This is a genomic window from Blautia sp. HCP3S3_C12, from assembly GCF_052064155.1.
GTDB lineage: Bacteria > Bacillota > Clostridia > Lachnospirales > Lachnospiraceae > Blautia_A.
In genome coordinates, this window is the sequence record NZ_JBQHWC010000002.1 from 280,637 (window position 1) to 294,592 (window position 13,956).

Genomic DNA, 13,956 nt, shown 5'->3' on the forward strand with positions numbered 1-13,956 from the left:
AACTGTCCGGACAGGAGGGATTATGACAGGAATAACAGTAGCACAGCCAATCTGGGTGTATCTGATCGCTGTTAATATCTGTACGTTTTTGGTCTATGGTATAGATAAACAGAGAGCGAGATCGGGCAGATGGCGCATTCCTGAATCCCGACTGCTGCTTCTGGCAGCAGTGGGAGGTTCCCTGGGAGCCTGGATGGGAATGTATGTTTTTCACCACAAAACAAAAAAAGCGAAATTTTATCTGGGTATCCCCCTGATATTGGTTATCCAGTGTGCATTAACATTTATATTGGAGAGATAGAGAGTGAATCCCCGCCGGGCTGGCGGGGATTTTCTCTCTTCAGGTTATTTCAGTACAGGTTCCGGAACAGAAATAAATTCTTGTTACATAGTATGGTCCGTGTTATGCTATCATATTGAAATCAAAAGTTTACTGATTTTGAAGAACAGGAAAGGGGAGTAGATCATTTGGAACAGGAAGTGCAGCAGGCAGTTAATATATTAGATAATTACAGACAATATTTTACGGATTATATGCCTGAGCTTACGAAATTTGGACTGAAGGTTGTAGCTGCAATCCTAATCTTTATAGGAGGCAGGAAGGTGATCCAATGGATCATCTATCTGATCAAGGCCTCTATGGAAAAGGCTTCTGTAGACAAAGGAGTTGTGCAGTTTATCGGCTCTCTGCTGAGAGTCTGCCTTTATATTCTGCTGGTATTTACCATCGCCACTCACTTCGGAGTGAAAGAGTCTTCGGTAGCGGCCCTTCTGGGTACTGCCGGTGTGACTGTAGGTCTGGCTTTGCAGGGGGGCCTGGCAAATATTGCAGGTGGTATCCTTCTTCTTACTTTTAAGCCATTTCAGGTAGGAGATTATATTATCATTGCCCAGCAGAATGAATGTGAGGGTACAGTATATAAAATTGAAATCTGCTATACCACTCTGATTTCTATTGATAATAAGCATATTGTGATCCCAAATGGAACTCTGTCAAGCAGTATTATTACCAATGTGACTGCCAGGGATCTGCGAAAGCTGGAGATCAAGGTGGGAATTTCCTATGATGCAGATATCCATAAAGCAAAAGAGCTTCTGGAGGATATTCTCCACAATGATGAAGATACCAAGGATGATAAGGGAATGGTGGTATTTGTGGATGAGCTGGGAGAAAGTGCTGTGATCATGGGATTACGGGTGTGGGTGGCCACAGATAAATACTGGCCGGCAAAATGGCGCCTGAATGAGCTGATCAAGGAATCTTTTGACGCAAATGGTATTGAGATTCCTTATAATCAGCTGCAGATTCATGTTAAAAAACAGAAAACAGAAGCATAAGATGATGGATAATCATTAACAACGGTTTCTTTTATTTACAAAGTAGTTCAGGATGCCTCCGCCTATTATGATCACCAATGCCACTGCAACCACTCTTTTGGCTGCTTCCTGGGGCATCTGGCTTTTGGAGCCGATGGAGGCAGAGTAGAAGGTAAGGGTATACTGGATCTCCCTGGGAGCACCCATAGCTACAGTATCTGCGATTACCGGCATTGCCTCGTCTACAGCCAGGATCGGGATTTCAAATACAGAATTTCCGCCGTCCTCATTGACAGGCAGATATTTTTCACCGTCTACGATCATATAATCATAATTAGAGCTGCTCCACTGGATTCTGGCGGTGGCAGCTTTATTTTTTACAGTAATAAGAGTAGGAGAGGTGACGCTGGCCTTGCCGCTGCCGCCCTCCAGCTCCACTTCTATAGAATATTCACCATCATCTTTGTCAAATTCTATTCCCTTTGCTTCGGAAGCACCAAAGCACAGGCTCGATGAGATCAGAATATAAAAAAATATGGAAGCCATACACAGTATGGAGCAGAATTTATGGGATTTCTTGATCATTTTTAACTCCTCTTTTCTTTGTATTTCAGATTCCGGACTGTAAGAAAATTGCCGGAAGCCGTGGTGCTTTCTACTATAGCATACCTGAATGGTTATGTAAATGTTACTGTGAACGGAGTGAACAGCAATATATTTGGAAATATATATAGAAAAACGGATGCCTTATTGAAAAAAAACTGCTGCTTTAGTATAATGGAGAATACGTGCGAATATTAAAGTTGAAAATACAGGAGGAAAAGATAGATGAGAGGAATTTTATATGGTGTAGGAGTTGGCCCTGGAGATCCGGAGCTTATGACATTGAAGGCAGTCCGTATGATCAGGGAAAATGAGGTGATCGCAGTTCCGGGTGCAGATGTGAAGGAAACAGTGGCATACAAGATCGCAGTCCAGGCAGTACCGGAGCTTGCAGACAAGGAACTTCTGCCTATTTATATGCCAATGACTCATGACAGACAGGAGCTTGAAATCAATCATGAGAAGGGAGCCAAAGCTCTGGAGGCTGTTCTGGATACAGGAAAGAATGTAGTATTTCTGACTCTTGGGGATCCTACCATTTATTCCACATTTACTTATGTACAGAAGAGAGTAGAAGCTGATGGCTATGAGACCGGACTTGTAAGCGGTATTACCTCTTTCTGTGCCACAGCAGCCAGACTGAATATTCCTCTCACAGAGTGGAATCAGCCATTACATGTACAGCCGGCAGTACATCGTCTGGACAGTGAACTGGATCAGCCGGGTACCTATGTGCTGATGAAATCCGGCAAAAAGATGAATCAGGTAAAGGAAATTCTGGCAAAAAGCGGACGCAATATCCGTATGGTGGAGAACTGTGGAATGCCGGATGAGCATATTTACAACAGTGTAGAAGAAATTCCGGATGATGCAGGCTATTATTCTCTGATCATTGCAAAGGAACAGGATGGAGGATTATGATCGAGACCAGAGATCTGACAAAAACCTTTGACAATTTTACAGCTGTGGATTCCCTGAACCTGAAAATTGAAAAAGGGGAATTTTTTGGCCTTCTCGGACCGAACGGAGCAGGCAAGACAACGACCATCAGCCTGCTGTCAACCCTTCTTCTTCCCACAAAGGGAGAAATCCTTATAGACGGTCAGCAGCTTACAAGAAAACGTCCTGATCTGAAGAGAAAGATCAGTGTGATCACCCAGGAATATTCCATGCGTCAGGATATGAATATGGATGAGATTATGGAATACCAGGGACGGCTCTATTTTATGCCGCGAAAGCAGATAAAAGAAAGAACAGAAGAACTTCTGGAGTTCTGTGACCTGCTGAAGTTTCGCAAACGTACAGTCCGTAAGCTTTCCGGTGGAATGAAGCGTAAGCTGATGGTCTGTCGGGCATTACTGACAGATCCGGAGATTCTGCTTTTGGATGAACCCACAGCAGGTATGGATGCTCTTTCCAGAAGACAGATGTGGAATCTTCTGCGTAAGCTTAATGAGAAAAATCTGACGATCCTTCTGACCACTCACTATATGGAAGAAGCCCAGCACCTCTGTAACCGGGTGGCACTGATGGATCATGGAAAGCTGGAGGAGGTAAGTACTCCGCAAGCATTGATCAAAAGTCTTGGCGCTTATGCAGTAGACGAGATGACAGCAGATGGAACACAGAATCACTATTTCCATACACGACAGGATGCTATCCGGTACCTGGAAGGACTTACAGGCCAGGCCTCTCTTCGTGAGACCACATTGGAAGACGTCTTTGTAGAAAGAGCCGGGAAGCATTTGAATACAAAATAACCGGAGAGAAAGAACATGGGAATTATAACAATATTATGGGAGAAGTGGGTAGAATTCCGTCGGGATTTCTATAAGATCACACTGGCGGCAATGATCGCACCGTTAATGTATCTGATCGTATTCGGAATGGGAATCCAGACCACTTCTCATGGACAGCCATACCTGAACTTTCTGATTCCGGGTGTGGTATCTCTGACAACTATGAACGGAAGCTTTAATGCCATTGCGCAGAACCTGAATGTGCAGAGGCTGTATGAGAAGGCTTTTGATCAGGTGATGATTTCCCCTACACCCTTATGGCAGTTTATTGCCGGACAGATCATCGGGGGAAGCCTGCGCGGTCTGTATGCAGGAGGAATCATACTGCTTCTTACAGCACCTATTGAGACCGGACTGGTCTTCAACGGATGGTCCTTTCTGGTGATGTTCCTGAACGGAGCAGTATTCTCAGCTATCGGTGTGGTAGTATCCTTTCTGGCAAAAAACCACGCAGACGTGCCGAGATTTTCCAACTATATCATTATGCCTATGGCATATTTGTGTAACACCTTTTTCTCAACAGAGAAACTTCCGGGATTTATAGGCAAGTTTGTATCAGCCTTGCCATTATCCCAGACCAGCCATCTGATGAGAAGCATTTCATCAGGTGAGGCAGTGAATTACACTGGTATTGGGATTCTGCTCCTTTATTTGCTGGTGTTTACTGTAGCAGCATCATGGTTTATTTATAAGAAAAAAAATCTGTAACTGAAATCTTCTTAAAATAATGCAGATAATGCATCTAAGGCAATATCCAGTTCCTGCTTTGTATTCTCAGGTCCGAAAGAAAACCGGAGAGTACCTTCCGGGTATGTTCCAAGGGTTTTATGTGCATTTGGTGCACAGTGAAGGCCAACTCTTGTCATAATTCCGTAAGTACTGTCCAGTTCAAAGGCGGCCTGAGCCATATCCATATGTAGGGTCTGGATGGATACAACTGCACAACGTTTTTCAGTATTTTTTTTACCGATAATACGCAGGAATTTTTCTTCAGGATCCAGATTCAGGATACCATCTATAAAGTATTGTGTCAGCACTAATTCATGGCTGAGGATTTCTGTCATGGACTGTTTCTCCAGATCACAGAGTGCAGCATGCAGCCCCAGAATCCCCGGTATATTTGGAGTTCCGGGCTCGAAACGATCCGGAAGAAAGGATGGTACTTCTTCAGAATGTGAGGCACTGCCAGTTCCTCCGCTGATAAGAGGCTCAATTTTCGTTGCCAGTTCATTGCGGATCAGAAAGCCACCTGTTCCCTGTGGCCCTCGGAGTCCTTTGTGACCTGTAAATGTCAGTGCGTCTATGTGATATTTCTCCATATCAATATCAATGGTTCCTGCTGTCTGTGCAGTGTCCAGAATAAAAAGAAGTCCATGTTTTTTGCAGAAATTTCCGATTTCCTGTGCCGGCATGACAGTTCCGCATACATTGGAAGCATGAAGACAGACAACAAGCTTAGTATCAGGACGAAGGAGTGTAGCTGCCCTATCAAGCAGAAGACTGCCGTCAGAAGCGCATGGGATTCTGTCAAAAGAAATTCCATGTTTCTCCAGCTGTACAAGAGGACGCATCACTGCATTATGCTCCATGGCAGTTACAAGTACATGATCGCCGGGTTTTAGAAGTCCTTTCAGAAGAATATTCAGACTGGCGGTGATATTTTCTGTAAAAATAACATTCTTACCCTTTCCGGAAGTAAAGTGAAAGAGTTTCAGAAGCTGTTCTCTTGTCTCAAAAATCTGCTCCTCCACAGAATAAGCTGCCCGGTATCCTCCCCGGTTCACATTTACAGCAGAGCCTGACAGGTAATCATAAACTGTCTGTGCTACAGATGGCGCCTTAGGAAAAGACGTACTGGCCTGATCCAGATAGATTTTGTTCATAGTAACAATCCCCCGTATTTTATATCGTACTATAGTTATTATTGTTGCTAACTTCATTCTCAGACACGCTCTAGGATATCACAATTTATAAAAGGAATCTATAAAATATCGTAAAACAGGAGGCAATTAAATGATCAGACTTCAGGATATTGCGGATATGGCAGGGGTGAGCCGAACTACGGTTTCCAATGTGATCAATGGAACGGTATGATTTTAAAAAGTTCAAGAAGATCATGATCAAATGGCAGGAAGAACTGGCAGGAAAAGCATGGAACAGTCTTTTCCTTGGGAACCATGACCAGCCAAGAAGTGTATCCAGATTTGGAAATGATAATCCTGCTTATCGGGATATTTCAGCCAAGATGCTGGCAACCTGCCTTCATATGATGCAGGGAACCCCCTATGTATATCAGGGTGAAGAGCTTGGAATGACTAACATCTATTTCGACAAGCTGGAGGACTACCGGGATATCGAAAGCCTTCATTATTTCACTGAGCTGACAGAATCAGGCAGACTGACACCGGAGTATATGATGAAATGCCTGATGCTCAGAAGCCGTGACAATGCCAGAACACCTATGCAGTGGGATACATTCGCAGAAGGAGCTCAGTGCCTGATCACAAATATGGGCAGAACAGTGTTTGACAGGAAAATTGTCCTGAATCCATATGAAGCATTTGTGCTTTATAAAAAAGACTGAAAAATCAATAAAATCTCTTGAAATGAGTATGCGTATATAGTATAATCGGTTTCAGTTAAAAGAAAATTCTTCGGGGTTGGGTGATTGCAGTTGCGAAATTCCCTACCGGCGGTATAGTCCGCGACCCGCTTCGGCGGCTGATTTGGTGAAATTCCAAAACCGACAGTAAAGTCTGGATGAGAGAAGAACACGCAGTATACAAAAGTACGTGCTCAGTGCCCCGGATGGATATCCGGGGCTTTAATGTTGTTGTAACAGCATTCTTGTGGAATTTTCTTTTGCAGAAGGATGTGGGGATTTTGCCTGACATCTGCAAAAAATAATTTCAAAGGAGAGAAACAGTATGAGTGAACAGGTATTGAAAAATGGAAACGTGATGGCAAGGAGCAAGACGAGGACTATCACACAGATAGCCATGCTTGGCGCTATCGCAGGAATTTTAATGAATCTGGAGTTCCCGCTTCCTTTCCTGGCACCGACTTTTTATCAGCTGGATTTTTCAGAAATCCCGGTACTGGTTGGCTCATTTGCAATGGGACCGATCGCAGGTGTTCTGATTGAACTGGTAAAGATTCTTGTGCATCTGGTAACAAAGGGATCTATGACAGCAGGTGTAGGTGATGTGGCAAACTTCATCTTTGGATGTACATTTGTAGTTCCTGCAGGTCTGATTTACCGTTACAAATCTATTAAGAGCAGAAAACATGCAGTGATCGGAATGGCAGCCGGAACTGTACTTACAGCAGTAGTTGCATGCTTTATTAATGCATTTGTTTTACTTCCGGCATACGGAAAAGCTTTTGGAATGCCGATTGAGGCATTTATTGAAATGGGAGGAGCTGTGCATAACTCTGTGAACAGTCTGCTTAGCTTTGCAGCACTGATTATTTTCCCATTCAATATCTTTAAATATACACTGACATCTCTGATCGTATTCTTTATTTATAAGAGAATCCGTGTAGTGCTCAAAGGAGATTGATAGTAATAGGGGCGCAGAGAGACTGCGCCATTGCAGTATTAGAGAGAGATAATGGCAGACATGTCTGGGGGAAGGGGTGCTGTGAAAGTCATTTTCTGACCGGTTATGGGATGGGGGAATTCCATGTGGTAGGAATGTAGGGCCTGGCGGGTGATGTGTTCCATGTCAGGGTTGTAGAGGTAGTCTCCGATCAGGGGATAGCCCAGGTATTTCATATGGATACGGATCTGATGGGTGCGGCCGGTTTCCAGCTGAAGGGAGACCAGGCTGTGCCCATTTTCTTTTTTTACCAGTTTATAATGGGTGATGGCTTCTTCACCATGATCAAAATCTACGGTGCGTTCAATAATGGAGCCTTCTTTGCGGGAAAGAGGGGCTGTGATGGTTCCAGCAGGTGGGGTGAGGTCACCCTTTACGATGGCCAGGTATTCCCTGTGTACCAGGCGTTTTTTTGTCATATCAGCCATAATACTGGCGCTGACCAGATGCTTGGAAATTACGGTGAGCCCGGAGGTATCCCGGTCCAGGCGGTTGCTGCAGCGGAAGATAAAAGGCTTTCCCTGATCCTGGTAGTACCATGCCAGGGCATTGGCCAGAGAATTATAGTAGTTTTTCATGGAAGGATGGATGGGCATTCCTGCAGGCTTGTTGATCACCAGGATGTCTTCATCTTCATAAATGATATTCAGGGGAAGCTTTACCGGCGGGATTTTCTCCGAGGATTCTGTCTCGCAGATACAGACCTGTAGATGGTCACCTGCAGCCAGGGTCTGACGCATATAGTAGTGGATTCCGTTTACCAGGATGCTCTGGGGCATCCGTTTGATTTCTGTGAGATTCTGCCGGGAGTATCCCTTTCTTCTGAGAAATTGTTCTACCCGGAGTCCGTTCTGGGATTCCGGGATTGTATATTCTATGGTTCGGTTCATTCAGGTTCTCCTATTAGGTGTGAAATATCAGATGTGAGATGACGCCCATCTCTGTAGGTGGCGGTAACAAATTAGTATCAGGATTCAAGAGTTATACGAACAGCAGATCATGATTAATGGTTTTATAAAATAACCTTCTGCATTCCCGGAGATCCTGTGTCTGGCCCAGCACCCACATCATTTTGGTGACAGAAGCTTCCAGAGTCATGTCATAGGATTCCAGTATGGGAAATTTCTCCTTGATCACTTTTCCAACCTGGTAGACCTCCATATCGCTGCCCTCATGGGTTACCTGAGTAGCCATGCATACCAGTTTACCGGAAGAGATCCAGTCTGAAAGTGCATTCAGAAAACTGTCATTGCCATAGTTTGGAAGACCGCCTACGCCAAAGGACTCGATGATAAGTCCGTCATAGGAGTCTGCCAGAGTGTCCAGGATCCGTCCGTCAGTTCCGGGAATCAGTTTCATGAGAAAGATGTTAGTATTCATCTGATGGTAAAAAACCAGCGGGCGGGTATTCTGATCTTTGTCATCAATATAAAAGATGATCTTGTTATCGTGAACAGAGGCAATATCAGGGTAATTAATACTGGAGAAGGCATTGTAGCTTTTGGAAAATTCCTTCTTGGCTCTGGTACCGGCAATTACTTTGCCGCCAAATACAATGGAGATACCGTGAGCCCGGTCGTGGGAAGCAAAACGCAGGCTGTCCAACAGATTGGAGCGGGCGTCTGTGATGGCCAGATCAATTGGTTTCTGAGCTCCTGTGATCACGATAGGACGGCGGTTATTCTGGATCAGATAGGACAGGGCAGCTGCAGTGTAAGCCATGGTATCAGTGCCGTGGCAGATTACGAACCCGTCGTAGAATTCATATTTTTTCTCAATGAGCTGTGCCAGCTGCAGCCAGTGGTCAGCACATACATTGGTACTGTCCAGGGAAAAAGGCTGCACTGTGTCGATGGTGCAGAACTCTCTGGCAGTGGGGATATACTCCAACAGTTCTTCTGCGGAAATCTGAGGGGAAAGTCCCTCTTTGGTATATTTGGAAGCGATTGTGCCGCCGGTGGCAATCAGTAGGATTTTTTTCATAATAGTGCACTCCTGAGTTTTGATTATTATAAAAAATTTCAGAATCGTAATATTTCCTATTATACACAGAGGACGGAGAAAGGGCAAGACAGGGAATTTCTCTGTTTTGGGAGTTTCTTTTTGTGATTATGAAAGATATTGACTTTTGAAAAAATTAAGTGTAAATTATCTGTTGTGTCAGGTGTCTTGTCAGGTGAAATGACAGATACCAATATAAAATGACCATATGCGTGCAAAGCGCAGTTTATTTTTATAATTGTATATATCGCACAAAAACACATATCTATAATTGTAAAATATATATATAAATTATCTCTTGATATTTTATAAAAAAAAGAGTAAAACTTTAAATAAATAAAAAAGAGAAATGCATAGAACAGGACAGGTCACAGAAGGAACCGGATTACAGAGAGTCGCAGGCAGGTGAGATGCGGCAGATGGTGTTTTGTGATATCACCCGGGAGCATCCCGCTGAAATCTATAGTAAGCCGGGACGTGGTCTTCACGTTACAGGAGAAGCTGTTTGGTTTAGACAGTGTTAAGAGATTGTATCTGGTGACAGATATAATAATACAAAGTGGTACCACGGAATATTCCGCCTTTGTTATCCAATTGGAAATTGGATAGCAGGGGCGTTTTTTTATATATAAATATAAAAGAAAGAAGAGGGAAGACATTATGAGTGGAATAGTAATGATGATAATAGCCATTGTAGTGCTGGGTGGAGCATATCTTCTGTATGGCCGTTATCTTCAGAACAAATGGGGCATTGACCCAAAAGCAAAAACACCGGCATATGAGATGGAGGATGGAGTGGATTATGTACCGGCTGATACCAATGTGGTATTTGGTCATCAGTTTGCATCTATAGCAGGTGCAGGTCCTATCAACGGACCGATCCAGGCAGCAATTTTCGGTTGGCTTCCGGTTATGCTCTGGATCCTGATCGGTGGTGTATTTTTTGGAGCAGTTCAGGATTTTGCATCTATGTATGCCTCTGTAAAGAACAAAGGCCGTACAATCGGATATATCATTGAAGCTTATATCGGAAAACTGGGAAAGAAATTATTCCTTTTATTCTGCTGGCTGTTCTGTATTCTGGTTGTTGCAGCATTTGCAGATGTTGTGGCAGGAACCTTTAACGGATTTGTGACAGATAACGCAGGAACCGTTACCAAGGTAGCAGCAAACGGAGCAGTTGCAACAACTTCCATGTTATTTATCATCGAGGCAGTGGGACTGGGATTTTTCCTTAAATATTCCAAGTTTAATAAATGGATCAATACTGCAGTGGCTATTTTATTATTAGTGCTCGCAATTGCGCTGGGACTTAAATTCCCGGTATATGTAAGTCTTGGAACCTGGCATATTATTATCTTTGCATATATTCTGGTAGCCAGTGTTGCCCCTGTATGGGCATTGCTCCAGCCTCGTGATTATCTGAACAGTTATCTGCTGATCTTCATGATCGTTGGCGCAGTTATCGGTGTATTTGCAGCCAACCCATCCTGTAATCTTAAGGCATTTACAAGCTTTAATGTGGACGGACAGTATATGTTCCCTATTCTTTTCGTGACAATTGCCTGCGGTGCAGTTTCAGGCTTCCATTCACTGGTATCCTCTGGCACTGCGTCAAAACAGATCAAAAATGAAAAGAACATGCTTCCGGTTTCCTTTGGTGCAATGCTTATGGAAAGTATGCTGGCAATTATTGCACTGATTGCTGTTGCATCCTTTGCAGATGGTGAGGCAGCAGCACAGGGACTTACCACTCAGCCGCAGATATTTGCAGGTGCTATTGCAAACTTCCTTTCTGTAATCGGTTTGCCACATTCACTTGTATTTACACTGATCAATCTGGCTGTATCAGCCTTTGCACTGACCTCTCTTGATTCAGTGGCCAGAGTAGGACGTCTGTCATTCCAGGAATTTTTCCTTGATTCTGATACAGACGAGGAAAATATGAGCCCGTTCTTAAAAGTAGTAACCAATAAATATTTTGCAACAATCATTACACTGGTACTTGCCTATCTGCTTACAAAGGTTGGATATGCAGAAATCTGGCCACTGTTTGGTTCTGCCAACCAGCTGTTATCTGTACTTGCCCTTGTAGCCTGCGCAGTATTTCTCAAGAAAACAAAACGCCAGGGCTGTATGCTCTGGATCCCTATGGTATTTATGATGGCAGTTACCTTTACTGCACTGGGTATGACCATCAGTAAGCTTACAAAAGCATTATTTACCACAGGCCTGGATCTTGGAAATACCTTACAGCTTATCTTCGCAGTGTTACTGCTGATCCTTGGTGTGCTGGTAGCAATCCAGGGAGTGAAGAAGCTTTTTGAAAAAAATGATGAAAAACAGACTGCATAATTTATGAAGGATAGCGGTTGATATTCTTACATAAAAATAAAAATCTGAAAAAAGACACTTTGGGAGTTTCCCGAAGTGTCTTTTTTAATAGGGTGATTATTCAATCGAATCAAGCAAGTAGCGGAGAGGATGATTTTATCCGTTTGACTTTGCGGTATATTTTGTTCAAATTAAGTTACCGTAGTTAGTAGGATTTTCAATCACCTGTCGATAGTCAGCCAATCAATTTCTCATTCACATACTCAAATCCGAGACGTTTCACAGTATCTGCAAATCGTTCTCCTGCGATTCCTTCATTTTTGAAGAGAAGGATTGCTTTCTCTATGACTGCCATTACTTCTTCTTCCTCTGTGAAAATTCTGGTAAGAGCCTGACCGTGTGAGATTCGCTTACCCCAGCGGCCTCCGATATAGATCTTATAACCATTCTGATATTCCGGTACTGCGCCGAAAGGACATTTTCCCTTGCATCGTCCGCAATGGATACATTCTTTAGGATCAATGTAAAGTTTACCGTCAACTAATTTCGGAACGTGGACAGGACAGCTTTTTTCAATCTGACATTTCTTACATCCCCGGCATTTCTCTGCATCCGGTTTTGGGATTCTCTGGCCGATAATTCCCATATCATTCAGATTAGGTTTTACACAGTTATTTGGACATCCGCCAACTGCGATCTTGAATTTGTGCGGGAGTACCACATCGTGATAGCCTACATAAAAACGCTCATGGATCTTCTTGCTGAGTGCAAATGTATCAATCAGACCATACTGGCAGGTTGTTCCCTTGCATGAGACAACAGGACGCACTTTAGCTCCGGTTCCGCCTGTCATCAGGCCATGCTCTCCAAGGAAGGCAATGGTTTTGTCAATATTATCATAAGGAACTCCCTGGATTTCCATACTCAGGCGGGTTGTCATAGTAATCTGACCATTTCCGAATTTATCTGCTGCGTCCGCAATGGCACGATGTTCATCTGTGGTAATATGACCATTTCCTGTAATGACCCGAATATTAAAGATGTCATCATATCGTTTGTCCTGAAGACATCCAAGACCTTTTACCCGTTTGATTTCCTCGGGACTCAGTTTTTTGTTGTCGGATGTTGTTATTTTTTCCTCATTCATGTTTAAGTATCTCCTTTATGTAGTTGTTGCTTTTCTCTGATATATACGGCATTTCTTTTGTTGATTATAGGCTTCATAAATGATAAAATCAATTTATGAATTTTTATTATACGATAAGTAACATTTATGGAATTCTGATATCAATAGAGTGGAAGAGTTCAAGGAGGATATTATGTTAGATCACAGAACGGAAACCTTTATGGCTGTATGCAGTGTTATGAATTACAGGGAGGCGGCAGAGCTGTTACATATCACCCAGCCGGCAGTTACCCAGCATATTCAGTTTCTGGAGAAGGAATATGGCTGCCGCCTTTTTCTTTATGAAAACAGAAAACTGATCAAGACCCCTGCTGCACAGATGCTGGAGGATTACCTGTGTTCCGTTCAGCAGCGCGAAAATTTTCTCAGGGAAAAGATAAAAAACAATGGTCTCCGGGAACTGCGTATCGGTGCAACCAAGACCATTGGTGACTATGTGATCACAGACAGGATTCACGATTTCTTAAATCAGCCGGATACGGCACTCACTCTGATCGTGGATAACACAAAGCATCTTTTGCATTTATTGGAACAGAATACTCTGGACTATGCCATCATAGAAGGATTCTTTGACAAAAACAGATTTGGAAGCCAGTTATATCGCCGGGAACCTTTTGTGGGAATCTGTCCGAAGGATCATCCTTTTGCAGGCCGTGAAGTATCTGTAGAGGAGATTTTGAAAGAAACTCTGATCCATCGCGAAAACGGCTCCGGAACTCTGGCTATCCTGGAGGAAAAGCTTCTGGAGCATAATGAATCCCTGGAACGTTTTCACCGGCATATATGCATTTCCAGTTTTAAAATGATCATCGATCTGATCAAGTCCGGGTATGGAATCTCATTTGTATATGAAGTACTTGCCAAAAGCGACCCGGAGCTTGGAATCTTTACACTGAAGGGTGAGCCCATAGTCAGAGAATTTAATGTTATTTATCTGAAGCATGCGGATGTGCGGGAGAAGATGGAATGGTTTTTATGACCGCTTGCGTCTGTACTCGTTGGGAGTCATTCAAAATTGTTTCTTAAAAGCAGTTGGAAAGTGGCTCTGGCTGGAAAAGCATGAAATGAACTATCAGTTCCAAAAATTGTTATAATAAGAGTCCGTATGCAGAAC

At 43.3% G+C, this 13,956-nt stretch carries 14 protein-coding genes, 1 pseudogene, 1 riboswitch and 1 other annotated feature; of the genes and pseudogenes, 10 read left to right on the top strand and 5 right to left on the bottom strand.

Annotated features, from left to right (window positions below):
• Positions 1-22 precede the first annotated feature (22 nt).
• Positions 23-301, top strand: a complete 279-nt coding sequence (locus tag ACTNDS_RS03445; RefSeq protein WP_303242959.1) for a DUF1294 domain-containing protein — start codon at positions 23-25, stop codon at positions 299-301.
• A 167-nt stretch (positions 302-468) separates the two neighbouring features.
• Complete coding sequence (locus tag ACTNDS_RS03450) at positions 469-1,338, top strand: mechanosensitive ion channel family protein (RefSeq protein WP_441033673.1); 870 nt, start codon at positions 469-471, stop codon at positions 1,336-1,338.
• 15 nt (positions 1,339-1,353) lie between these two features.
• Here the strand turns inward: ACTNDS_RS03450 and ACTNDS_RS03455 are convergent, their stop codons facing one another.
• Entirely contained in the window at positions 1,354-1,902 is a 549-nt protein-coding gene (locus tag ACTNDS_RS03455; protein ID WP_441033676.1) for a hypothetical protein, read from the bottom strand.
• 243 nt (positions 1,903-2,145) lie between these two features.
• Between ACTNDS_RS03455 and cobI the strand changes: the two genes are divergently transcribed.
• From cobI to ACTNDS_RS03470, 3 genes are read left to right on the top strand one after another with little or no spacing between them, the layout of a single operon-like run.
• The gene (gene cobI, locus ACTNDS_RS03460; protein WP_186995348.1) at positions 2,146-2,841 is read left to right on the top strand and encodes a precorrin-2 C(20)-methyltransferase; all 696 of its coding nucleotides are present in this window, start codon (positions 2,146-2,148) and stop codon (positions 2,839-2,841) included.
• On the top strand, positions 2,838-3,680 hold the full coding sequence (locus ACTNDS_RS03465; protein ID WP_441033679.1) for an ABC transporter ATP-binding protein: 843 nt from the start codon (positions 2,838-2,840) through the stop codon (positions 3,678-3,680). Before cobI ends, ACTNDS_RS03465 begins: the two co-directional genes overlap by 4 nt.
• Positions 3,681-3,695: 15 nt before the next feature.
• Positions 3,696-4,427, top strand: coding sequence for an ABC transporter permease (locus ACTNDS_RS03470; protein ID WP_441033682.1), 732 nt, complete (start codon positions 3,696-3,698; stop codon positions 4,425-4,427).
• Positions 4,428-4,438: 11 nt separating this feature from the next.
• Here the strand turns inward: ACTNDS_RS03470 and ACTNDS_RS03475 are convergent, their stop codons facing one another.
• The gene (locus ACTNDS_RS03475) at positions 4,439-5,602 is read right to left on the bottom strand and encodes an aminotransferase class V-fold PLP-dependent enzyme (RefSeq protein ID WP_441033685.1); all 1,164 of its coding nucleotides are present in this window, start codon (positions 5,600-5,602) and stop codon (positions 4,439-4,441) included.
• 157 nt (positions 5,603-5,759) lie between these two features.
• Between ACTNDS_RS03475 and ACTNDS_RS03480 the strand changes: the two genes are divergently transcribed.
• The 3 genes and pseudogenes from ACTNDS_RS03480 to ACTNDS_RS03490 all read left to right on the top strand — a co-directional run bounded on the left by ACTNDS_RS03480 (position 5,760) and on the right by ACTNDS_RS03490 (position 7,282).
• Entirely contained in the window at positions 5,760-5,813 is a 54-nt protein-coding gene (locus ACTNDS_RS03480) for a hypothetical protein (RefSeq protein ID WP_441033864.1), read from the top strand.
• Positions 5,803-6,303, top strand: a pseudogene (locus ACTNDS_RS03485) (alpha-amylase family glycosyl hydrolase); the annotation flags it as partial. The gene ACTNDS_RS03480 and the pseudogene ACTNDS_RS03485, both read left to right, overlap by 11 nt.
• 62 nt (positions 6,304-6,365) lie before the next feature.
• Positions 6,366-6,495: riboswitch (FMN riboswitch) on the top strand.
• Positions 6,496-6,646: 151 nt separating this feature from the next.
• Complete coding sequence (locus tag ACTNDS_RS03490; RefSeq protein ID WP_441033687.1) at positions 6,647-7,282, top strand: ECF transporter S component; 636 nt, start codon at positions 6,647-6,649, stop codon at positions 7,280-7,282.
• A gap of 38 nt (positions 7,283-7,320) precedes the next feature.
• On the opposite strand, the gene ACTNDS_RS03495 is transcribed toward ACTNDS_RS03490, so the two are convergent.
• Together ACTNDS_RS03495 and ACTNDS_RS03500 are read right to left on the bottom strand one after the other, a co-directional pair.
• Positions 7,321-8,211: an RluA family pseudouridine synthase gene (locus ACTNDS_RS03495; RefSeq protein ID WP_303242947.1), complete on the bottom strand. Its 891-nt coding sequence runs from the start codon at positions 8,209-8,211 to the stop codon at positions 7,321-7,323.
• Positions 8,212-8,302: 91 nt separating this feature from the next.
• Positions 8,303-9,304, bottom strand: a complete 1,002-nt coding sequence (locus tag ACTNDS_RS03500) for an asparaginase (protein WP_441033690.1) — start codon at positions 9,302-9,304, stop codon at positions 8,303-8,305.
• A 363-nt stretch (positions 9,305-9,667) separates the two neighbouring features.
• Positions 9,668-9,910, top strand: a binding site (T-box leader).
• 72 nt (positions 9,911-9,982) lie between these two features.
• On the opposite strand from ACTNDS_RS03500, the gene ACTNDS_RS03505 reads away from it, so the two are divergent.
• Positions 9,983-11,677 carry a carbon starvation CstA family protein gene (locus ACTNDS_RS03505; RefSeq protein ID WP_055052711.1) on the top strand — a complete coding sequence of 565 codons (1,695 nt, stop codon included), beginning with the start codon at positions 9,983-9,985 and terminating at the stop codon, positions 11,675-11,677.
• A gap of 214 nt (positions 11,678-11,891) precedes the next feature.
• Here the strand turns inward: ACTNDS_RS03505 and ACTNDS_RS03510 are convergent, their stop codons facing one another.
• The gene (locus ACTNDS_RS03510) at positions 11,892-12,803 is read right to left on the bottom strand and encodes a 4Fe-4S dicluster domain-containing protein (protein ID WP_441033694.1); all 912 of its coding nucleotides are present in this window, start codon (positions 12,801-12,803) and stop codon (positions 11,892-11,894) included.
• 172 nt (positions 12,804-12,975) lie between these two features.
• On the opposite strand from ACTNDS_RS03510, the gene ACTNDS_RS03515 reads away from it, so the two are divergent.
• Positions 12,976-13,821 carry a LysR substrate-binding domain-containing protein gene (locus ACTNDS_RS03515; protein WP_441033697.1) on the top strand — a complete coding sequence of 282 codons (846 nt, stop codon included), beginning with the start codon at positions 12,976-12,978 and terminating at the stop codon, positions 13,819-13,821.
• The last annotated feature ends 135 nt before the right edge of the window (positions 13,822-13,956 follow it).

Bases quoted from the DNA above. Each gene is read 5' to 3' on its own strand.
- ACTNDS_RS03500 (WP_441033690.1), bottom strand. From the start codon at position 9,304: ATGAAAAAAATCCTACTGATTGCCACCGGCGGCACAATCGCTTCCAAA.
- ACTNDS_RS03505 (WP_055052711.1), top strand. From the start codon at position 9,983: ATGAGTGGAATAGTAATGATGATAATAGCCATTGTAGTGCTGGGTGGA.
- ACTNDS_RS03515 (WP_441033697.1), top strand. From the start codon at position 12,976: ATGTTAGATCACAGAACGGAAACCTTTATGGCTGTATGCAGTGTTATG.
- ACTNDS_RS03475 (WP_441033685.1), bottom strand. From the start codon at position 5,602: ATGAACAAAATCTATCTGGATCAGGCCAGTACGTCTTTTCCTAAGGCG.
- ACTNDS_RS03465 (WP_441033679.1), top strand. From the start codon at position 2,838: ATGATCGAGACCAGAGATCTGACAAAAACCTTTGACAATTTTACAGCT.
- ACTNDS_RS03495 (WP_303242947.1), bottom strand. From the start codon at position 8,211: ATGAACCGAACCATAGAATATACAATCCCGGAATCCCAGAACGGACTC.
- ACTNDS_RS03445 (WP_303242959.1), top strand. From the start codon at position 23: ATGACAGGAATAACAGTAGCACAGCCAATCTGGGTGTATCTGATCGCT.
- ACTNDS_RS03510 (WP_441033694.1), bottom strand. From the start codon at position 12,803: ATGAATGAGGAAAAAATAACAACATCCGACAACAAAAAACTGAGTCCC.
- cobI (WP_186995348.1), top strand. From the start codon at position 2,146: ATGAGAGGAATTTTATATGGTGTAGGAGTTGGCCCTGGAGATCCGGAG.
- ACTNDS_RS03490 (WP_441033687.1), top strand. From the start codon at position 6,647: ATGAGTGAACAGGTATTGAAAAATGGAAACGTGATGGCAAGGAGCAAG.
- ACTNDS_RS03455 (WP_441033676.1), bottom strand. From the start codon at position 1,902: ATGATCAAGAAATCCCATAAATTCTGCTCCATACTGTGTATGGCTTCC.
- ACTNDS_RS03470 (WP_441033682.1), top strand. From the start codon at position 3,696: ATGGGAATTATAACAATATTATGGGAGAAGTGGGTAGAATTCCGTCGG.